Genomic DNA, 20,009 nt, shown 5'->3' with positions numbered 1-20,009 from the left:
AAGGCAAAAGTGAGGAGCCGGATTATCAATAGGCCGGACCTACCTATTGAATCCCTGCCTTACTTTTTACTTTTTACTTTTTACTTTTTACTTCTTTATGCGCCTCTGGTTATCGAAGAACAGTGATGTGCCGCTGCGTGAGCAACTCGCCACGCAGATTCTGCTCGGCATCGTCAGCTTCGACCTCAAGCCCGGCCAGCGATTGCCGAGCACGCGCGAGCTGGCGCAACGCTTTCAAATCCATGCCAACACGGTGAGCGCCGCCTACCGCGACCTGGCGGCGCGCGGCTGGGTCGAGTTTCGCAAAGGCAGCGGCATCTATGTGCGCGGCCCGGTTGCCGAGCAACCTCCGGGCGAGCGACTGGAGTTGGAGCAGATCATCGCGACGCTCTTTCAGATCGCTCGTGATCGCGGCTACACCCTGGCCGACATTCAAGCCGGCGTCCGTGGTTTCTTCGAGGCGCAGCCGCCGGATCATTTTCTGGTCATCGAGCCGGACGCCGAACTCTGCCGCATTCTGGTGGCCGAGATCGAAGAGGCCACGGGCTTTCGCACGCTGGGTGCCGGGCTCGATGACTGCGCGCGACGGCTGGCGGGCGCGGCGGTCGTCGTGATGTTTGCGCATGCGGAAGAGGCGCGCCGGCAGTTGCCGCCGAACACGCCGCTGACGGTGCTGAAGCTGCGCTCTGTGCCACAGTCTATGGCCGGACAGGCGCGCCCGGCTGACGATGCGCTAGTCTCTGTGGTGTCGCGCTGGCCGGAGTTTTTGAAGTGGGCGCACACGATGTTGGTGGCGGCTGGGGTTGATGCCGACGCGCTCGACTTGCGTGACGCGCGGCGGCGCGGCTGGCCGCGCGGACTTGCCGCAAGCGCCCTGGTCATTTGCGATGCGCTGACGGCCCGGCAACTGCCCGCCGGCTGCCGCGCCCGCGTCTTTCGCATTATTGCAGATGCCTCGCTTGATGAGCTGCGGCGCTTGAAAACCTTCGTCGCCGGGCCTGCCTCCTGAAGCGCCTCCTTCCGGCTTGCGCCCGCCTGTGACAGTCGAAAAAAGTGTCACAGCGCCGGCCCACCTCGCCCGCTCCTCGCCGTATGCTCGCAACTGTCAAAGACCGCCACGGGCGGACGCGAAAAGGAGGGACGAGTTATGCGCGCCAAAGTCAGAAACGGCATCGGCCTGCTTATCAATGCCTATCAGCTCGCCGCAATCTTTGTGTTGCTCTGGCTGCTGATCGTCGCCATCTCACTCTTTCTCACCGAGCCGGCGCACGGCGCAACGCTCGCGGCAAATCCCGCCCCACAGGCGACTGACGATGAAGCGGCGCAGCGCCATCAGCTTGCCGCGGCGCGCGCCCATAAAGACCCGCAGGCGATTCTGGCCACGGCGCGTCTGATCTATGTGCGCTCGGACACCGGCTACATGAAGCGCAAGTCGCTTGAAAGCGCGCTGCAACGCCGCCGCGACTTTCAACAGCTCGGTCTGGTAATCACCAAAGACGCCAGCGACGCCGACCTGTGGATTGAGGTCGAGCGTTTGCCGTTCACCATCGAGTTCCCGTTCACCGTGATTGACTCGAAGACCCACATCGTTGTCGCCAGCGGCAAGGTCGGCTCGCTCTTCGGCACCGTCTATGGCAAGATCGCCGACAGCTTCATCAAACAGGCGCGCGCCGCCAGAGCGCCTGTGACACAAAAAGCCAAACTCTAAAAGTTAAACCGCAGAGGGCGCAGAGGCGCGCAGAGGATTGATCCGGCCTCTGCGCGCCTCTGCGCCCTCTGCGGTTAGTCAGCCGAGTCCAGCCAGGATTGCCCGCCGCAACCCGCCGCAATGCCTACGCAAAGCCGCCTTTTTTGTGTTAGCATAGTCTCGCCTCAAACTGATTGTTCAACCAGCGTACAAGACCAGACGAGCGCCCGGGTGACCCATGACGGTTGAAGACTTTCAACAAGCGTTCAAAAAAGAGATCGAAGAAGTCGCCGCGCACATCCGCCAGCCCTATAGCGTCAGCGAGGCGGAACTGGCGGCGGCGCTGCACGCCTCGGCGAAAAAGTATCTTGGGTCACAGATCGAGGAAACGACCGGCAACCCCGGCCCCACCGCCGAAGCCCGCCAGGCGGTCACCGATTATTTCACTTCGCTCAACTCTGACGACCTCTGTCTGGCTGTGGCCTGCGCCAAAGGAGACGATGCCGCGTGGGCGGACTTCTACCGCGATTACCGCTCCTATCTAATCAACATTGCCCGCACCATGACGCAAGACGCCGGCGCCGCCGAACAGCTCGCCGACTCGACCTTCGCCGAGCTATATGGGCTGCGCGAATCGGCGGGCGTGCGGGTCAGCAAGTTCTCGTTCTATTCCGGTCGCGGCTCGCTGCGCGGCTGGCTGCGGGCCGTGGTCTTTCAACTCTCCGCCGATCAGCACCGGCAGACCAGCCGCCTGGTGCAGACCGAAGAGCCGGAAGACATTGAGCGGCTGGCGAGCGCCGAGGCCGCCGAGCGCCACGTCGCGCCCGAAGTCTCGTTCGTCAATGATCGCTATCGCACAGGAGTCGCCGCCGCCCTGCGCCGCGCCATCCAGGAGCTTGAGGCGCGCGAGCGTTTGCTGCTCGCCTACTACTACTATGAAGAGATGACGCTGCGCGAGATCGGCCAATTGTTCGACGTTCACGAAGCGACCATCAGCCGCTGGCTGATGAAAGTGCAGAAGCGCCTGCGCAAGCTCATCGAAAAGAGTCTGGCGCGCGACCACGGCTTCAACCGCCGCGAGGTCGCCGAAGCCATACAGCTTGCCGCCGAAGAGATGAATCACAGCGTGCGCGAGCACCTGTTCGACGCGACGCAGCGTGCCGAAGACCCATCGGCAAAAGGTGCGGGCAATGCGGTCGTCCAGCACGGCATGAAATAAACTCGCAAGCGGGTCGCCCACCGCCGTTCTTTAGTATCGGAGCGACCCTGAAGGATAGAAGATGTTCACCAAAACGCAGGATAAAACGATTGACCGGCTGCTCGGCGCGCAAGGCGGCAGACCGGGCAACGCCGCGTCGCTCTGTGCGGAGTTTGACGCCGACCTGGCCAGCGCCTACGTCGAGCGCCGGCTGTCGGCAAGCGCGGTGGCGGGCTACGAGTCGCACCTCGCGGCATGCTCGCCCTGCCGCAAGTCAATCATCGCTCTGACGCGACTGGCACAGGCCGAGGCCGCGCCGACGCCGGCAGTGGCGACCGTCGAGCGCCGGCCAGCCATCTCGCCGGCCAGACGCTGGCTCGGGGCGCTGACCGCGCCGCAATGGGCGATGGCGGCGGCGGCGGCGATTGTGCTTGCGATTACCTTGCCGCTGGCCGTGTCGCACCGCGCGACGCCCGCCGGGCAGCCTCCTTCGACTACTGAACCGGCCAACGCCCAGGCGACGGCAAGCGCGCCCGCTGCTAACCCTGTTCAGGATAACGCGACCGGCGGCTCAGTCGCCGCAGCGAATACCGCGACGGAAGCGCCCGCGACAAAGACCGTGGCCGCAGCGCCGAGTGAAAAGCCGGCACCGGGCGCGACAGCAGACGCTAAAGACGCAGCCGGCGGCGCTGCGGCGCCATCGAACGTACAGCCGGGTGTCGTGGCGGCGTCACAGCCTGCCGAGCCGAAGCCTGCTGATCAGACCATCGCCAAAAACGAAACACAGACGCCGCCTGCCGCGCCGGCTACGGCTGCCGGAGCGCCGCAGTCAAAGAGTGACGAGAAAGAATCGAAGCCGGTCGCCGGCGACCGTGACGCCGCGAAGGCTGCGACCGCGCAACCGAGCCGCACCGAAGAGCGCGCCAAAGCCGACAGCGCCGTTGCATCCGAAACGATTGCGCCGCCGCCGCCGCCGCCGACTCGCGGTCGCGACCGTGAGTATTCAAGGACGCGACGCGACGACGCAGTGAGCGGCCCGGCTGCTTCATTTCTCCGCCCAAGCGCCGCGCCGCGCGTGGCTTCGCGCAAAGTCGGCAGTCATCAGTTCTGGCTGCACGACGGCACCTGGATGGATCGGGATTACGATTCCGGCAAAGGTCTGCCGGTCGTCCAGGTCATTCGCGACAGCGATGTCTACCGCGACCTGCTGGCTAAAGAAGAGAAGATCAAGCCGTTCTTTACCGGCTTCCCGTCGGATGCGCGCGTCATCTTTGTGTTCAAAGACAAAGTCTACATTCTCATCCCGCAGAAGGGTGAGCAGTAAGCCAATCGCTTTAGGTTAGCAATCCACGGCGCGGTGACGCGACAGGTCACCGCGCCGTTTTCTTTCCTGCCCGCAGAGCCATTCAGTTCTCGACATTCATAAAGATGAGTTAAACACGGAGGCACGGAGGCACGGAGGGAACACAGAGGAGCCGCCGTGTTTTCTCCGTGTCTCCATACCTCTGTGCCTCTGTGTTTTTCTTTCTTCCCTGTTTCGCAAAACTGAATGTCCCTTGCTGCCCGCGCTCCCAGGCTGCTGCGCGCCGAATAACGATTCATTCGCCCGCCGTTTCGCCGTATAATCATGTAGAAATCATACCGCTGGACTATCACCCTTTTCTGGAGACCCTGCATGAGTCATTATCCTGCACGCTACGAGTCCGACACCTTGCTTCGCGATGGCTCGACGTTGCGCCTGCGCCCCATCCGTCCAGATGACGTGGACGGACTGATCGCCTTTCATCTGCGGCTGTCGCCGCGCAGCGTCTACTTCCGATTCTTCAGCCCGCTGCCTGAACTGACCCGCGAGAAGGCCATCGAGCTTTGCGCCGTGGATTACAACGACACCTTCGCGCTGGTCGGCGAACACGCGGGCCGCATCGTCGCCGTCGCCCGCTACTACCGCGATCACGAAGCGGACGACCGCGCCGAAGTCGCCTTTCTCACCGAAGACGCGCTGCAAGGGCGCGGCATCGCCACGCGCATGCTCGAACGGCTCGCGGTGATCGCCCGCGAGAATCGCGTCAAGACCTTCGAGGCGTACGTCCTCGGCGACAACCGCAAGATGATGGACGTTTTTCTCAACACCGGCTTCCGGGTCGAGCGGCGGCTCGACGGCGGTGTGTTCTACGTTACTTTTTCCATCGCGGCGACGCCGGAGCTTGAAGAGAAGCTGGCGCGGCGCGGGCAGGCGGCGGCCTCTGCATCGATGAAGGTTTTCTTCGAGCCGAAGTCGGTGGCGGTCATCGGTGCCGGTCGGCGGCGCGGCCAGATCGGCGCCGAAGTCTTTCACAACCTCGTGAGCGCCGGCTTTCAAGGCGTCGTCTATCCGGTGAACGAGCAGGCCCGCGTCGTCGGCTCGGCGCGGGCTTATGCGCGCATCACAGAGATTGCGGATGACGTTGATCTGGCCATCATCGTCGTGCCGGCGGCGCGCGTTGAAGCGGCGGTTGACGATTGCATCAGCAAAGGCGTGCGCGGCATGGTCATCATCAGCGCAGGCTTCGGCGAAACCGGCGGCGAAGGCCGCGCCCGCGAAGCCGCTATCCTCGAAAAAGTTCGCGGCGCCGGCATCCGTTTGATCGGCCCGAACTGCATGGGCATCATCAACACAGACCCCGAAGTCACGCTCAACGCGACCTTCTCGCCGGTCTACCCGCCGGCAGGCCGCGTCGCGATGTCAACGCAGAGTGGCGCGCTCGGCCTGGCCATTCTCGATTACGCGCGCGACCTCAACATCGGCATCTCGACTTTCGTTTCGGTCGGCAATAAGGCGGATGTGTCGGGCAACGATTTGATTCAATACTGGGCCGAAGACCCGCGCACGGACGTCATCCTGCTCTACCTCGAATCGTTCGGCAATCCGCGCAACTTCGGGCGCATCGCCAAGCGCATCGCCCGCGACAAGCCTATCGCCGTGGTGAAGTCCGGGCGCTCGCAGGCGGGCCAGCGCGCCGCCTCGTCGCACACCGGAGCACTCGCCTCTACCGACCGCGCCGCCGACGCGCTCTTCCGCCAGGCCGGCATCATTCGCACGGATACCCTCGAAGAGCTGTTCGATGTCGCCAACCTGTTGGCGCACCAGCCTGTGCCCGCCGGGCGTCGTGTAGCCATCCTTACAAATGCCGGGGGGCCGGGAATCCTCGCCGCCGACGCCTGCGAATCCAATGGGCTGGAACTGCCGACGCTGACGGACGCGACGGTGGCCGAGCTACGTAGCTTCCTGCCGCCGGCGGCAAGCGTTGCTAATCCTGTAGACATGATCGCCTCGGCGACCGCCGAGCAGTACGAGCGGGCCATGCGCGCGCTGCTCGCGGACGAGCGCGTAGACGCGCTGATCGTCGTCTTCATCCCGCCCCTGCTCACACAGGCCGAAGCCGTAGCGGCGGCCATCGTCGAAGGCGCTCAACAGGCCAGCGGCAAGCCGGTCATTGCCAATTTCATGTCGGCCAAGGGCGCGCCTGCCATACTCGCCAGCATTCCGAGCTACGCTTTTCCCGAAGCGGCGGCCAAGGCTCTGGCGAAAGTGACGACCTACGGCGAATGGCGGCAACAGCCCGCGGGCGCGCTGCCGCTGTTCGACAACATCCGCGTTGACGATGCCCACCGCGTCGTCGAGCAGGCGCTCGAACGCGGCGACGGCTGGCTGAGTCCCGTCGAGTTACATGATTTATTCAATGCTGTCGGCGTCAGCATGGCGCAATCGCGGTTGGTCACGAAAACGGACGAAGCGGCGAAGGCGGCGCGAGCCATCGGCTACCCGGTCGTCTTGAAGGCCGTCGGCCCGCGCATCCTGCACAAGACGGAAGTCGGCGGCGTGCGCTTGAATCTGGCGAATGAGCGAATGGTGCGCGCGGCGGCTGAAGAGATGCGCGGGCGGCTCGGCGAAGAGCTGTCAGGGATGGTGGTGCAGGAGATGGTTACGGGCGGCGTCGAAGTCGTCGTCGGCGCGACGCTCGACCCGACCTTCGGCCCTCTGGTGGCGTACGGCAGCGGCGGCATCCTGGTCGAACTGCTGAATGATATGGCGTTTCGCATCAACCCGCTAACCGACGCAGACGTTCAAGAGATGCTTGACACAGTGCGAGGCACGGCCTTGCTGCGCGGCTGGCGCGGCGCGAAGGCGGCGGATGAAGCGGCGCTGAGAGAGTTGATTCTGCGCGTTTCGGTGTTGCTCGAAATCTGCCCGCAGATTCACGAGATGGATGCTAACCCTGTGAAAGTGCTGGAACAGGGCGCGAAGGTCGTTGATGCGCGTATCCGCGTTGCGCGCCTCGGCGAACCGCCGCCGACGCGCCGCATCGCTTACTTTTAAGAGAGGGGGAGCGAGGCGCGAGCTTTCCCCTTGATGAGGGTTCAACCGGTTTCGGCGACCTGATGGCGGCGGGCCGGTCGGCCAATTCATTGAGCCAAAACAGAGGCGAACGGCTAACTTGACAATGCAAAGGCCATTTCGTATCCTATCTGTTCGTCTTCTTTACGCTAAATTTGGAGATTCGCACCATGAGTACATTCGTCCCGAGCGGCAAGAATCTTGAGCAAAGCCGCAAGTGGTTCATCATCGACGCCAATGGCAAGACTGTGGGCCGGCTGGCAACCGAAGCCGCTCGCATATTGATGGGCAAGAATAAACCTACCTATACGCCTTACATTGATGTTGGCGACCATGTCGTCGTCATCAATGCCGAGAAGGTCGTCTTCACCGGCAACAAGTGGAAGGACAAAGTCTATCGCCATCACACCGGCTGGCCCGGCGGCCTCAAAGAGATCACCGCGCAAAAGCAATTGCAGCAGCACCCGACGCGCATCCTTGAGTCGGCGATTCGCGGCATGTTGCCGAAGAATAAGCTCGGCCGCAAGATGGGCAAGAAGCTCAAGGTCTATGTCGGCACAGATCACCCGCATCAGGCGCAGCAGCCCGAGACGTTCGAGGTCAAGCGATAAGTCATTGCGGCCATCCCGCATGAGTTGAAGGAGATTCGATAGTGGCAGAGACGATTCAAAACTACGGAACGGGCCGCCGCAAGAGCGCCACGGCGCGCGTCTTCATCAAGCCCGGCACCGGCGAAATTATTGTCAACAAGCGCAAGCTCGAAGAGTATTTCGATAACGAAGTGCATCGCATGGTGATTCGCCAGCCATTGCATCTGACAGACACCGCCGGCAAGTTCGACATTCTGGTGAATGTCGATGGCGGCGGCAAAGCCGGTCAGGCAGGCGCCGTGCGCCACGGCGTGACGCGGGCGCTGGTCGAATTCAATCCCGAATTTCGCACGCGCTTGAAGCGCGCCGGCTTCGTCACCCGCGACCCGCGCGCCAAAGAGCGTAAGAAGTACGGCCAGAAGGGCGCGCGCAAGCGCTTCCAGTTCTCGAAACGCTAACGCGATTGCGGATTGCGGATTGCGGATTGCGGATTTTGGAACGAGGTTCCCGAATCTACCAATCCGCAATCCGCAATCCGCAATCCGCAATCCCATTGTCGGCCCAGGCGATTGGTTGTTCCAGCAGGACAATTGGAACCGCGGGCCGGCGAGCACATAAACCAATTCAACGAGTAGGAGGATCGATTGGCTACTGTAACGATGAAGGAGCTGCTTGAAGCTGGCGTCCACTTCGGGCATCAGGTCAGGCGGTGGAATCCGAAGATGAAGGAATACATCTTCGGCGAACGCAACGGCATTTACATCATTGACCTTCAGAAGACCCAGCGACTCTTCAAAGAGGCTGTGAAATTCGTCACCCAGGCGGCTATGGATGGCCGCAGTTTCCTGTTCGTCGGCACCAAGCGCCAGGCCCAGGACGCCGTCGCCGAAGAGGCGAAGCGCTGCAACCAGTTCTACGTCAATCAGCGCTGGCTCGGCGGCCTGCTCACCAACTTCCAGACGGTGCAGAAGTCCATTCAGAAGATGAAGGACATCGAGGCCATGCGCACCGACGGGCGCTTCGACGCGCTCACCAAGAAAGAGCGCTTGCAGCTCGACCGCGAGCATGCGGCGCTGGAAAAGAACCTCGCGGGCATCCGCGACATGCGCCACCTGCCGGACGTTATCTTCATCATCGACTCGAACAAGGAAGAGATCGCCGTCCACGAAGCCAACAAGCTCGGCATCACGACCGTCGCCATCGTTGACACCAACTGCAACCCCGACGGCATCGATTATGTCGTCCCCGGCAACGACGACGCGTTGCGCGCCGTGCGCTTGTTCGCCGCGAAGATGGCCGACGCCATCGTCGAAGGCCAGCAGATGCTCAAGGAAGGCGCGGCGGATGAAGGCCAGGCCGAGAGCAGCGCCGGCGACGGCGCCGAAGCCGCGCCGCGTGGCGAGCGGCCCGAGCGCGGTGAGCGCGGCGACCGCGGCGACCGCGGGCGCGGGCGCGGACGTGGCGACCGGCGCGGCGGACGCCGCACGACCTATGTGCCGCCTGGAGCGCCGGCCATGCCTGAAGCGGCATCGCCTGTGCCTCCGCAGACCGGCGCGGCGGCGCCTTCAGGGGCCCAGGTCGCTGCTACCGTAACCCAGAACGACGTGCAGATGTCGCAGCCCGGTCATCGCGGCCATCACGAATCGTTCACCGCCGAAAAAGAGAGCGTGCCTGCCGCGACCGTTCCGGCAGCCGAGCCGGTGCCGGGCGCCTTTGCCCGCGAAGAAGCGCCGGCGGCTGCTGACCGCGAGCCCGGCGCGCAATTCCCGGCTGACAAGGCCGCCGGCAAAGCCGAAACCGCTGAGTAAGGCGGACACGACGCGGCGACACGGAGACGCGGCGACGCGGCGACAGATAGATTAATCAGTCTGTCGCCGCGTCTCTTCATCGCCCTGTTTCCGCGTCGGTTTTTTATTATCGAAGAGGAGAACCAGGTCGTAATGTCAAACGCAATTTCAGCATCAGCAATTAAAGCACTCAGAGAGAAGACCGGCGCCGGCATGATGGAATGCAAAGCGGCGCTCAATGAATCGGCCGGCGACGAAGAGAAAGCCATCGAAATCCTCCGCAAGCGCGGTCAGGCGACGGCGGCCAAGAAATCGGGCCGCATCACCGCCGAGGGCCTGGTTGATGCTTACATCCACGCCGGCGGCAAGATCGGCGTGATCGTCGAAGTCAACTGCGAGTCCGATTTCGTGGCGCGCACTGACGATTTCCGCGGCTTCGTTCATGACCTGGCCATGCACATCGCCGCCAGCGAGCCGCGCTACGTCACCAAAGACGAAGTGCCGGCGGAAGTGCTGGACAAGGAGCGCGAGATCGCTCTGGATCAGGCGAAGCAAGATCCGAAGAACGCCAACAAGCCGCAGCAGGTGCTGGATAAGATCGTCGAGGGCCGCCTCAACAAGTACTATCAAGAAGTCGTGCTGATGGAGCAGCCATTCGTTAAGGATCAAAACATCACCATCGGCCAGCTGGTCACGACCATGACAGGCAAGACCGGCGAGAACGTCAAGGTGCGCCGCTTCACGCGCTTCAAGATGGGCGAGGGGTTAGAGAAACGTAGCGCCGACCTCGGTGCAGAGGTACAGGAACTGCTCGGCAATCAGTAAACGGCAAAAAAGCCTCTCGTCAAGAGAGGCTTTTTTGTTGGGCGGAAGATGGGTTAACGGTTCGACGGTGTACTATGGCATCAGAACGCAAGGCGGTCTATAAGCGCATCCTCCTGAAGCTTTCGGGCGAAGCCCTGATGGGCGACCAGGGCTTTGGCATCGACCCGACGACGATTACCCGCATCGCCAAAGAGATCAAAGGGATTCACGACCTCGGCGTCGAGATCGCTATCGTCGTCGGCGGCGGCAACATCTTCCGCGGCGTGGCGCTCTCGGCCAAGGGCATGGATCGCGCCTCTGCCGATTACATGGGCATGTTGGCGACGGCGATCAACGCGCTCGCCTTGCAGGACGCGCTTGAAAAGCAGGGCGCCTTTACACGCGTAATGTCAGCGCTCGAAATGAACAAGATCGCCGAGCCGTTCATCCGCCGCCGCGCCATCCGTCACGTCGAGAAAGGCCGCCTGGTCATCTTTGCCGCAGGCACCGGCAATCCCTATTTCACGACCGACTCGGCGGCGGCGCTGCGCGCCTTGGAGATTCGCGCCGACGCCATTTTGAAAGCCACCAAAGTCGAGGGCATCTACACCGCCGACCCGGCCACCGACGCCACCGCGACCATGTTCGATCACCTGACCTACCTCGATGTGATTCAGCGCGACTTGAAAGTCATGGATACGTCGGCGATCAGTTTGGTGCGCCAGCGCAATATCCCCATCCATGTCTTCAATCTTTATAAAGAAGGCAACATCGCCCGCGTCGTCTGCGGCGAGAAGATCGGCACCGTCGTGCGCAACGAGCTGCCGGAAGACCTGGCCGGGGAATCCGGCGCATCAGCCTAATTTTGGATTTTGGATTTTCGATTGAAAGCACATCGCGGCTTTTCAATCGTTCCGGGAATAATCTAAAATCCAAAATCGCCGGCGCGCAGCGCTAAGCCATGAAAATCCAAAATCGGGAGGGGCTTGCATGGAGATCAAAGACATCATCAACGATGCCCGCCGCCGCATGGACTCGGCGGTCGAGGACGGGCGCAAAAAACTCGCCAGCGTGCGCACAGGCCGCGCCGCGGTGAGCCTGCTCGACAACGTCCGCGTTGAATACTACGGCACAGAGATGCCGATCAATCAGGTGGCGACGATTCACGCGCCCGAGCCGACGCTCATCACCGTGCAGCCGTTCGACCCGACGCAGCTCGGGCCGATTGAAAAGGCCATCCGCGCCTCCGACCTGGGGCTGAACCCCGCCAATGACGGCAAGCTGATCCGCGTGCCGATCCCGCCGCTCACCGAAGAGCGCCGCCGCCAGATGGTCAAGGTGGTTCACGAAATCAGCGAAGAACACCGCACCGCCATCCGCAACGTCCGCCGCGACGCCAACGACCACCTCAAGAAGATGCTCAAAGAGAAGAGCATCTCCGAAGACCAGGAACGCGACGCCCTCGATCAGGTGCAGAAGCTGACCGACCAGCACATCGCCAGGATCAACGAAGCCTCGGAGCATAAAGAAAAAGAAGTGATGACCGTGTAAGCTGTGCGACGGGCAGGCTAACCGCAGAGAGCGCAGAGTGTCGCAGAGGATTATCCGTCCTCTGCGACACTCTGCGCTCTCTGCGGTTAAAAGCGCCCAAAAAAGAAAAGAGCCTTGAGCAGGCTCTGGGGTTATCGAAATTCTAAATTCTAAATTCTAATTGGCCAAGAGGCTCAGGGGGGCGTCCACTTCCCCCTGATTCCAACTACTCTCTAACAATGGAGACACTATACACCAGAATGCCGGGAAATAATCATTGCAATTCGCTTGCGCTTTTTGCCCCGCCCGCCGCTCGCCTCCCGGCTTAATCCGCCGCCTCTTGGCGGTCAATGCGCCACCCCGCCTCTGCCTGTCGCTGGCCGCGGCGGTAAGCGGTGAAGCCGAACCACAGGCCATAAAACAGCGCCAGCAAAGCCAACGCCAGCCCGGCGGCCAACGCCGTTGACTCGGTCACCTTGCGCGTGACGACGAAGAAGTCGCCGCTCAGTCCGAGCGCCAGCGGCACCATCGCCGCCAGCAGCACGCGGCTGGCAAAGCGGTGAAAATGCCTGGTTTCTTCGCCGCGCTCGACAATTCGGTGGTAAGCCGCCGGCGTCATCAGCAGGACGATGCTCAGGGCGACCATCGCCAGGCTGGCGAAGTGGATGTAGCGCGACGAATCGGGGAGCTTGTCGAAGCTCTCCATCAGGAAGGTGATGAACTGAAAGCCGAGCAGCGTCTGTGCGCCCGGCAGCACGACGCGCGATTCGGTCAGCACGTGCTTGATCTTGTCTTTGATCTTGGTGCCGCCCGCCGCTTTCTTCTCCTGTTGTTTTTCCATCTCTCGCTTCTCCGTTATTTCAGGCTCGTATTTCGCTCTGTGCATCGCCCCAAGGCCATACCAGAAGAAGAGCGCCGTTAGCGTCATCAACAGCCCGGCGACCACCGCGAACGTCTGGCTCATCAGCTTTTCGGCGGCGACAAACATATCGATGCCGAAGCCGAGCGCAAACGGCAACAAGGCTATCTCAGCAATGCCGGTCGTGAAGCGGTGGACGCGCTGGCTGTCTTCGCCGTCTTCGACAATCTGGTGATACGCGCCCGGCGCCATCAACAACCCGACGGCAAGCGTCATCAGGCCGAGGCCGCTAAGCTTTAAGTATTGGGCGTGCGCGGGCAGCGTCTCGAAGGCTTTCTCGAAGATCGAGCGGAATTGAAAGCCGAGCAGCACCTGTGAACCGAGAATCAGGATGCGCACTTCGTCGAGCGCGTTCTGAACTTTGTCTTTGAGCTTCGCCATATGATTTCGCCGGTCAAGCCAGAATGTAGACCGAACCCTGCGGCGTCGGGCGGGACAGGTGGAAAGGATGTCGGCTAGTCGCGACGCGCATCTCACAGCGTCAGCGTGCCCACAGCAAAATTATAGATTTATCGCTGAAGAGTTGTCTATCCGGGTAGGTCAGGTGGCCGGAGTGATGCGGATGCGGCGCTCGTCGTCGGAGAGGTATTCGATCTCGACGCGGGTTGCGCCCGCGGGCACTTCTTCCAGGCGCTCGGCCCACTCGATGACCGTGACCGCCTGCTCGTCGGCGAAGATTTCTTCGAGACCCAGCTCGCGGCAGGCGCCCGTGTCGAGCCGATAAAGATCGATGTGATAGAGCCGCAGCCGGCCCGCGTATTCATTGACGAGCGTGAACGACGGGCTGGTCACTTCCGTCGGGTCAATCCCCAAACCTGCGGCGAGGCCCTTGGCAAAGACCGTTTTGCCGGCGCCGAGGTCGCCGCTCAACAGCAAGACCGTGCGGGCCTTGAGCTGCGCGCCGGTGCGCTCGGCCAAGTCAAACGTCTCTTGCGCCGAATGGCTAACGAATTCGCCGCTGATTATCGGCCCGTTTTGTGTGGATGGCTCTTCGGTCACCTGGATTCGTTTATGCCGGCTGGAAGCGTTCGGTTTCGCCGCCCACATGGATGAAGGCTTCGCCGAGATGCGCCGTGATGTCCGTGGCGATCATCGCGCGAGTGCCGAACTTTGCCGCCGCCAGATCGCCCGCGAGTCCGTGCAGGTAGACGGCAGCTATCGTCGCCGCGAGCGGGTCGTCCGACTTTTGCGCCAGCAGCCCGGCGATCACGCCGGTCAGCACGTCACCCGTTCCGCCCGTCGCCATGCCGGCGTTGCCCGTCGGGTTGACGTAGACCTGACCATCGGGCGCGGCGACCAGCGTGCGGCTGCCCTTGAGCACGAGAATCACCGCGTGCGAGATCGCGAACTGACGAGCCACCTCGACGCGGTTATGAAGTATGTCCTCAATCTTCTGGCCCATGAGCCGCGCCATCTCGCCGGGATGCGGCGTCAGGATAAGCGGATGCTCACGGCTGCCGGCGACGTTCTCGGCCCACGGCACCAGGGCGTTGAGCGCGTCGGCATCCAGCACCATCGGGCGCTCGCGCTGCACCACCAGCGTCCGCACAAAAGCCCGCGTTGTCTCTTCCGATGAGCCGAGCCCCGGCCCCATTGCCACCACGTCGCGGGCCGCCGCCAATTCCATCGCTCGCTCCGCCGCTTCCCTGGAAACGGCTCCCAGAGCCGTCTCTGCCAGCGCCTCAGTCATGCACTCGCTGATGACGTGAGCGGCGACGACCTTCTGCGATGATTCGGGCGTGGCGACGGTGACCAGCCCCGCGCCGCTGCGCATGGCCGCTTCGCCTACCATGCAGGCGGCGCCGGTTTTGCCGGACGAGCCGGCGATGACCAGCACTTTGCCGGCATCGCCTTTGTTGGCCTGCGGGCCGCGGCGCGAGGCGGCGAGCCACCGCGCCACCTCATCGGCTTCGACGAGATTCAACTGTGAGCCGCACCCAGCGATCAATTCATCGGGCGAGCCGATCTGCCCAACAATCAGCGTGCCGTTGGCTTCGCAAGCAGGCGGCAAGACGTTCGCCACTTTCGGCGCGGTGAAGGTGACCGTAAGGCGGGCGCGCACCGCCGGGCCGATCAATTCCGCCGCATCCGAGGCGATGCCCGAAGGCACGTCAACGGCGACGACCGGCAGGCGCTCGCCGAGTGTGTTGATCAGCTCGATGGCTTCGGCATATAAGCCTGCTGCCGGTCGCGTCAGGCCGGTGCCGAATATCGCATCGACAATCAGGTCAGGCGGATTCATCGCCGCGGCGTCGCGCAACTGCTCGGCGCTTTCAATCTCAACCAGTCGCAATTGCTTTGATGATGCGGCGAGCGCGCGGACGACTTCAAAGTTGGTTCGGGCATCGCCGCGCGCATCGTCCACGTGACCGAGCAGCAGCACATCCGCCCTTGCGCCTCTGCTCACCAGCAATCGGGCGATTGCCGCGCCATCGCCGCCGTTGTTGCCTTTGCCGCAAAAGATCAGCGCCCGCCGCCCAGCGATAGCGCCGAACTTCTTCTCAACCGCTTCAACCGTGCGCGCCGCGGCGTTCTCCATCAGCAGCGCGCTCGGCACTTTGTAATTTTCAGTCGTCAGCCGATCCACGTCGCGCATCTGCTCGGCGGTGAGTATCTTCATAGAAGCGATGATAGGCGAGCGTCGAGAGAGAGTCAAAAACGATAGTTGCTCAAGGCTTGCGCAGCGGAAGCTTCATTGCTTCTTTTAAGACGCGCTTGATCTCGCCGGTTTGCGGGTCCCAGAAGACGATCTCGTTGTTGCCGGTCGCCGCTGCCAGCGTCGCGCCGTCGGGAGAGAAGGCCACGGCGCGCACGGCGATTTCATGGCCTTTGAGCCGGCGCAACGCTTTGCCTTCGGGCAGGCTCCACAGCCGCACCGCGCCGTCGTCGCTGCCGCTCGCAAGCAGGCGGCCATCGGGCGAAAAGGCGACGGTGTTGACGGCGGCTTCATGGCCCGTGAGCGGCTTCAACAACGCGCTGGTCTCCGTGTTCCACAGGCGCACGGCCTTGTCCGCGCCGGCGCTTGCCACCCAGCGGCCATCGGGCGAGATGGCCACGGCGTTGATGGCGGCGTGACCGATCATCGAACGGATCATCGTGCCGGTAGCCACATCCCATAACTTGACTGTGCCGTCCACCCCGGCGCTCACCAGCCGCTGGCCATCGGGCGAAAACAACACGCTCGTTGCCGCGCCGTGATGCGCGGCGATCTCTGAAGTGAGCCTGGCGGTTGCCGCTTCCAAGACTTGCAGCGTACCCTTTGCGGTCGCCGCCGCCATCCACTTGCCGTCGGGCGAAAAGCTGAGCGATGCAATCGCGCCATCATTGCCGGCGATCTCTAGCCGAGCTTCCATCGTCGCCGTGTCCAGTAGCATGATGCCGCCGCCTTGCTCGCCCAGTGCCAGCCGCGCGGCGTCGGGCGAAAAGGCGAGGCAGGTGAAGGCGCTTTCGCCGCCCGCCGACTGTGTGCGCAAGGTCGCGGCGCGGGCGTCCCACAGCTTCACGCCGCCGCTGTCGCTGAGGCCGGCCAGTGTCGCGCCGTCCGCCGAAAAGGCGAGCGCGATGACCGCCTCTGCGGAGACCACCAGCCGTTCAATGTTCAGCATGTTCGCCGCGCCGGGCGTTGCGCCGGTCGGGGCGAGGAATCGCTGCTTGAGCGCGCCGGTGGCGCTATTCCACAGGCTGACGGTCGTATCAAGAGTCGCAAAGGCGATCATCTGACCGTTCGCGCCAAAAGCGCCGACCACGGCAGGCTCGTCGCTTTTGCCGGACCATTGCGCCTGTCCCGTCTCGCTGTCCCAGGCCAGCACGCACAGGCTGCCATAAACGCTGCCGACCATCAGATAATCTCCCGGCTTGGTGATGTCCCCCGTCCGGTTGAACGCCACAATCGTTCGACTGTCTGCCAAGTAGACCAACGCATCGATTGCATGGCGATTGCTCTCGGCTGCGGCTGGCAAAAGACGCCGGGTGACCATGACGCCATTCGCCTGTCGTTGCCGCACCGCCTGGCCCGCGGGCAGCGACGCGTGGTGTGCAATGATGGCGCGCTGGAGCTTCCCCGTCTGTGTGTCAAAGCAGCAAATCTGATGAACCAGCTCGCCCGCCTTTACCCCCGACAGGCTGAGCGCGAGCTTTCGACCGTCCGGTGAAAAAGCGAGGTGCTGTAGCTCGTCGAGGCGAGACTGATTTGCCGCATTCATCACGCCATAGTCGAGCCAGTAGTCTTTGGCCTCCGGTATGATGTCAACGTCTTTCGGTTCTTCAATCGTCAGCCGCTCGGTGAGAGCAGGACAGTTATAGATTTTTACTTCGCTGCGGGGCGTGCCGTAGATGAGCTTGCGGACGGCGAGCGTGTTGCCATCCGGCGAAAACGCCAGCCCGCCGACCTGTGCGCGATAGTTCTCTTTGTTCAACACCGCGCCGGTCTGCACGTCAAACAGTTTCATGGCCCCCGGCGCGATCCATTCGCTGCCGATGACGGCGAGGCGCTGGCCATCAGGCGAAAACGAAGCGATGGCGATATCCGCGCCGAAAGCCTGCTTCGCCCAGCGCAACTCGCCCGTGCTGACATCCCAGAGCCGGATGAAGCCTTCGCCATCCTCAAGCCCTGATGTGGCCATTTTCTTCGGGCGGTCGGTCTTGACTTCCCAGGTCGTCGTCGCCAGAAATCGACCGTCGGGCGAAAGGCTGATCGCGCGCAGCCGCGCGCCAAAGTCCGCAAACGTCCGCCGCAGTTTGCCGCCGTTGGTCTCCCACACTTCGACCTGATCGTTGGCCAGCGTCGGGTCTTCGTCTGAGGCCCGAAGCCCGCTGAGTAGCGCGCCTCTGACCAGCGCCGCAAACTGGCCGTCCGCCGAAAAGACAATCACTTTAATTTTCTGATGAGCCTGTGGCGCAGGCGGGCAAGTTCGCAAACTGGCGGACAACGCCGCGCTCTTGAAACCAGGCAGCAGGACGAGTGACAGACAGGCGAGCAGCAAACTTGTGGCGCAAGCTGTTAGCTTGCGCATTGGCTCGCGCAAGCTAACAGCTTGCGCCACATCGAAAACTGCTCTATACACATCGCACTCCGGGGTGCAGAGAATCTACTCTCCCATCTGCGGTCTGCTACTTTACCACACCTTTCCAGTACTGCGCGGCGCGATCCGTCACGGCCGGCAGATCGTCGGCAAGCAAGTAGCCGCCTTTGATCAACTCGTTGGCCGCCTGTTCGATCTGGGCGAGGTAATGCTCGCGGTCGCCATAACGTTCTTCGATGGAAAGGCGCGGGTCGCCTGCGCGCTCGCGTTCGGCTTTGGTTTTAGCGAAGGGAATGAACGAGCCGGCGAAGTCAGCCAGTTGATCCGTCGCGCCGGTCTTCGGGTCGCGCGGGTTCCATCCCGTGTAGGTCGCGAGCGGCACGGCGACTTCGGGCAAACGAACGCCGCCCAGGTCTATGCCATCGCGATCAACCTGTGGAACGTACATCACAAACGCATGGCCGACCTTTGGCGGCTCAAGCGTGGCGATGCCCCTGGACTTGAACTGCGGCCCGTAATCAACGCGGTAGGCTTCGTGAATGGCGCGCGTGAAATTGATGCCGGGAATCTTCGGAAAAGCGACCGCCTCGGGCCGCGCGAGGGTCTGGTCGCTCAGGCGCGGATAACGGCTCACCGGCGGCAGCGCGCCGGCTCTGGCCCACCGGTCGAGCGCGACGATCAAGGCGCGCATCGCCCAGGTGTAGTCGTTCGGACTGGTCAGGTTCTGCGTGCCATTCGTCCGCGGCGGGAACGGCGACGGGCCGTGCTGGCCGCCCACGAAGTAATAGATGCGCACGTTGTCCGGCAGCGGCGCGTCCTTGCCGTCAAGCGTCGTGTGAATCAACGCCGCGGCGCGGCCCCAGTACTCATAAGAAGAGAAGGTATAAAAAATCTTCGGCAGCGGTTGTTGCTTCGCGTGCGTCAGCAGGCCGTCGCGCTCACCGGTCAGCGGGTCGCGTTGCTCAAGGTCGGTGAACGGAAAGACGTCTGTCGGGTAAAAGAAGGTCGAGTACTGGCTGGCGTCGCGCGACGCTTCACCAAAGCGATAATTGAAACTGCCGCGCCCGCCGCCGGCAACGTGCGCGTCAATGGCGTCGAAAACTTTGCGGTCGCCTTCGTCAGCGTTGAAGCCATCATATAGAAAATGTCTGAGAAACCGCCCTGATTGCGAGATGCCGAAGCCGATGGCGCGCGTGACCGCGAGCGCGTCGTTCTTGTCATACTTGAAAAACGCCACTGCATCACGCACCGCAGCCAGCCCCAACCCGACGACCACGGGGTTCTCGGCGCGGTAGACGACTTCGTAAATCTTGCCCGGCTCGAAGCCGCCTTTGAGGTAAAGGGAACTGGCATCGCTCACCGGCTGACCATTGACCAGGCGGGCGAATTGCCACTGATCACGCGGCACCGCGCGCCGCCCGCCCAGGATTGAATCGCGCACCGTCAATGTATAGCTCGCGTCGTCGAGGTCAAGCGCCGGGTAAGGTTTCTGGCCGCGGTGGCCGAGCGACGTGTCATACACTCTGGTCGAGAAGACGAAATCGGCGCGCACCAGACCGCGAATCGGCTTGCCGTTGTCGGTCGCGACCGGCGCGATCAGGCGCAGCAGATTCGGCTCATCCGGCACGTCGAACTGCCAGCCGACCCAGACCAGCGCGAAGCCTTGCCGCAGCAGAAAGCCATCGCCCATCTCTTCTTCGCTCATTGGATCGGGCGAGCTGCGGGCATGATTGAAGAAACGCAGCAGCGCCTTGCCGCCGCGATTCGGAATCTCGACCAGCGCCGCGCCGTTGCCGCGGCTTGCGTCTTTCGGCCTGAGAATGAAGAGATCAGCGGTGAACTCGACCATGCCGCGGGCGTTGCGCGGCGCTTTGTCGAGATCAACGATCTGGCGATTGCGCGCCGCCGTCGGGTCTACCTCGAAGTAGAGCTTGCCGACGATCTTCTCGTATGGCCCAGCAGCGCCGAACGTCTTGCCGCCAGCGACGTCAGCGCGCGAGATGATTTCAAGGCGCGTGACTTTCGCATGCGCGGTCACCGCCAGAAAGGCGAGCGCAAGCAACAGAGAAACTGTCCGCATGATTTTCATTACGTTCCT

At 62.6% G+C, this 20,009-nt stretch carries 15 protein-coding genes and 1 pseudogene; 11 read left to right on the top strand and 5 right to left on the bottom strand.

The genetic code is table 11. From position 1 onward, the window contains the following. Window positions 1-127 precede the first annotated feature (127 nt). The 11 genes and pseudogenes from VJ464_16125 (at window position 128) to frr (ending at window position 11,992) form a co-directional block, all read left to right on the top strand. Complete coding sequence (locus VJ464_16125) at window positions 128-1,009, top strand: GntR family transcriptional regulator (protein ID HKQ06661.1); 882 nt, start codon at window positions 128-130, stop codon at window positions 1,007-1,009. Window positions 1,010-1,147: 138 nt separating this feature from the next. After that, window positions 1,148-1,708: a hypothetical protein gene (locus tag VJ464_16120; protein ID HKQ06660.1), complete on the top strand. Its 561-nt coding sequence runs from the start codon at window positions 1,148-1,150 to the stop codon at window positions 1,706-1,708. A 217-nt stretch (window positions 1,709-1,925) separates the two neighbouring features. Continuing rightward, window positions 1,926-2,906 (top strand): sigma-70 family RNA polymerase sigma factor, encoded by a 981-nt coding sequence (locus tag VJ464_16115; GenBank protein ID HKQ06659.1) that lies wholly within the window; start codon window positions 1,926-1,928, stop codon window positions 2,904-2,906. A 61-nt stretch (window positions 2,907-2,967) separates the two neighbouring features. After that, window positions 2,968-4,209, top strand: coding sequence for a hypothetical protein (locus tag VJ464_16110; protein ID HKQ06658.1), 1,242 nt, complete (start codon window positions 2,968-2,970; stop codon window positions 4,207-4,209). A 351-nt stretch (window positions 4,210-4,560) separates the two neighbouring features. Beyond that, window positions 4,561-7,242, top strand: a complete 2,682-nt coding sequence (locus VJ464_16105; protein ID HKQ06657.1) for a GNAT family N-acetyltransferase — start codon at window positions 4,561-4,563, stop codon at window positions 7,240-7,242. Between the two features lie 188 nt (window positions 7,243-7,430). Then, a complete protein-coding gene (gene rplM / locus VJ464_16100) occupies window positions 7,431-7,871 on the top strand; it encodes a 50S ribosomal protein L13 (GenBank protein ID HKQ06656.1) in 441 nt (146 codons plus the stop codon). A gap of 38 nt (window positions 7,872-7,909) precedes the next feature. Then, window positions 7,910-8,308, top strand: a complete 399-nt coding sequence (rpsI, locus tag VJ464_16095; GenBank protein ID HKQ06655.1) for a 30S ribosomal protein S9 — start codon at window positions 7,910-7,912, stop codon at window positions 8,306-8,308. Between the two features lie 186 nt (window positions 8,309-8,494). After that, window positions 8,495-9,184, top strand: a pseudogene (gene rpsB / locus VJ464_16090) (30S ribosomal protein S2). Between the two features lie 606 nt (window positions 9,185-9,790). Then, entirely contained in the window at window positions 9,791-10,462 is a 672-nt protein-coding gene (tsf, locus tag VJ464_16085) for a translation elongation factor Ts (GenBank protein ID HKQ06654.1), read from the top strand. 74 nt (window positions 10,463-10,536) lie between these two features. Beyond that, on the top strand, window positions 10,537-11,304 hold the full coding sequence (gene pyrH, locus VJ464_16080; GenBank protein HKQ06653.1) for a UMP kinase: 768 nt from the start codon (window positions 10,537-10,539) through the stop codon (window positions 11,302-11,304). Between the two features lie 127 nt (window positions 11,305-11,431). After that, the gene (gene frr, locus VJ464_16075; protein HKQ06652.1) at window positions 11,432-11,992 is read left to right on the top strand and encodes a ribosome recycling factor; all 561 of its coding nucleotides are present in this window, start codon (window positions 11,432-11,434) and stop codon (window positions 11,990-11,992) included. A gap of 304 nt (window positions 11,993-12,296) precedes the next feature. On the opposite strand, the gene VJ464_16070 is transcribed toward frr, so the two are convergent. The 5 genes from VJ464_16070 to VJ464_16050 all read right to left on the bottom strand — a co-directional run bounded on the left by VJ464_16070 (window position 12,297) and on the right by VJ464_16050 (window position 20,000). Continuing rightward, complete coding sequence (locus VJ464_16070; GenBank protein ID HKQ06651.1) at window positions 12,297-13,271, bottom strand: DUF6328 family protein; 975 nt, start codon at window positions 13,269-13,271, stop codon at window positions 12,297-12,299. A 159-nt stretch (window positions 13,272-13,430) separates the two neighbouring features. Continuing rightward, a complete protein-coding gene (tsaE, locus tag VJ464_16065; protein ID HKQ06650.1) occupies window positions 13,431-13,889 on the bottom strand; it encodes a tRNA (adenosine(37)-N6)-threonylcarbamoyltransferase complex ATPase subunit type 1 TsaE in 459 nt (152 codons plus the stop codon). Window positions 13,890-13,899: 10 nt separating this feature from the next. Continuing rightward, window positions 13,900-15,510, bottom strand: coding sequence for an NAD(P)H-hydrate dehydratase (locus tag VJ464_16060; protein HKQ06649.1), 1,611 nt, complete (start codon window positions 15,508-15,510; stop codon window positions 13,900-13,902). Between the two features lie 49 nt (window positions 15,511-15,559). After that, complete coding sequence (locus VJ464_16055) at window positions 15,560-17,761, bottom strand: WD40 repeat domain-containing protein (GenBank protein ID HKQ06648.1); 2,202 nt, start codon at window positions 17,759-17,761, stop codon at window positions 15,560-15,562. Between the two features lie 238 nt (window positions 17,762-17,999). Next, window positions 18,000-20,000, bottom strand: a complete 2,001-nt coding sequence (locus VJ464_16050; GenBank protein HKQ06647.1) for an alpha/beta hydrolase domain-containing protein — start codon at window positions 19,998-20,000, stop codon at window positions 18,000-18,002. Window positions 20,001-20,009 lie beyond the last annotated feature (9 nt).

The organism is Blastocatellia bacterium (genome assembly GCA_035275065.1).
Taxonomy (GTDB): domain Bacteria; phylum Acidobacteriota; class Blastocatellia; order UBA7656; family UBA7656; genus DATENM01.
Note: the sequence above shows the minus strand (reverse complement) of the source record. Positions and strands in the feature narration are given on the sequence as shown.

Excerpts from the sequence above, each read along its gene's own strand:
- VJ464_16120 (HKQ06660.1), top strand. The coding sequence starts at position 1,148 with ATGCGCGCCAAAGTCAGAAACGGCATCGGCCTGCTTATCAATGCCTAT.
- VJ464_16070 (HKQ06651.1), bottom strand. The coding sequence starts at position 13,271 with ATGGCGAAGCTCAAAGACAAAGTTCAGAACGCGCTCGACGAAGTGCGC.
- tsf (HKQ06654.1), top strand. The coding sequence starts at position 9,791 with ATGTCAAACGCAATTTCAGCATCAGCAATTAAAGCACTCAGAGAGAAG.
- VJ464_16050 (HKQ06647.1), bottom strand. The coding sequence starts at position 20,000 with ATGAAAATCATGCGGACAGTTTCTCTGTTGCTTGCGCTCGCCTTTCTG.
- VJ464_16115 (HKQ06659.1), top strand. The coding sequence starts at position 1,926 with ATGACGGTTGAAGACTTTCAACAAGCGTTCAAAAAAGAGATCGAAGAA.
- frr (HKQ06652.1), top strand. The coding sequence starts at position 11,432 with ATGGAGATCAAAGACATCATCAACGATGCCCGCCGCCGCATGGACTCG.
- VJ464_16110 (HKQ06658.1), top strand. The coding sequence starts at position 2,968 with ATGTTCACCAAAACGCAGGATAAAACGATTGACCGGCTGCTCGGCGCG.
- pyrH (HKQ06653.1), top strand. The coding sequence starts at position 10,537 with ATGGCATCAGAACGCAAGGCGGTCTATAAGCGCATCCTCCTGAAGCTT.
- rplM (HKQ06656.1), top strand. The coding sequence starts at position 7,431 with ATGAGTACATTCGTCCCGAGCGGCAAGAATCTTGAGCAAAGCCGCAAG.
- VJ464_16105 (HKQ06657.1), top strand. The coding sequence starts at position 4,561 with ATGAGTCATTATCCTGCACGCTACGAGTCCGACACCTTGCTTCGCGAT.
- VJ464_16060 (HKQ06649.1), bottom strand. The coding sequence starts at position 15,510 with ATGAAGATACTCACCGCCGAGCAGATGCGCGACGTGGATCGGCTGACG.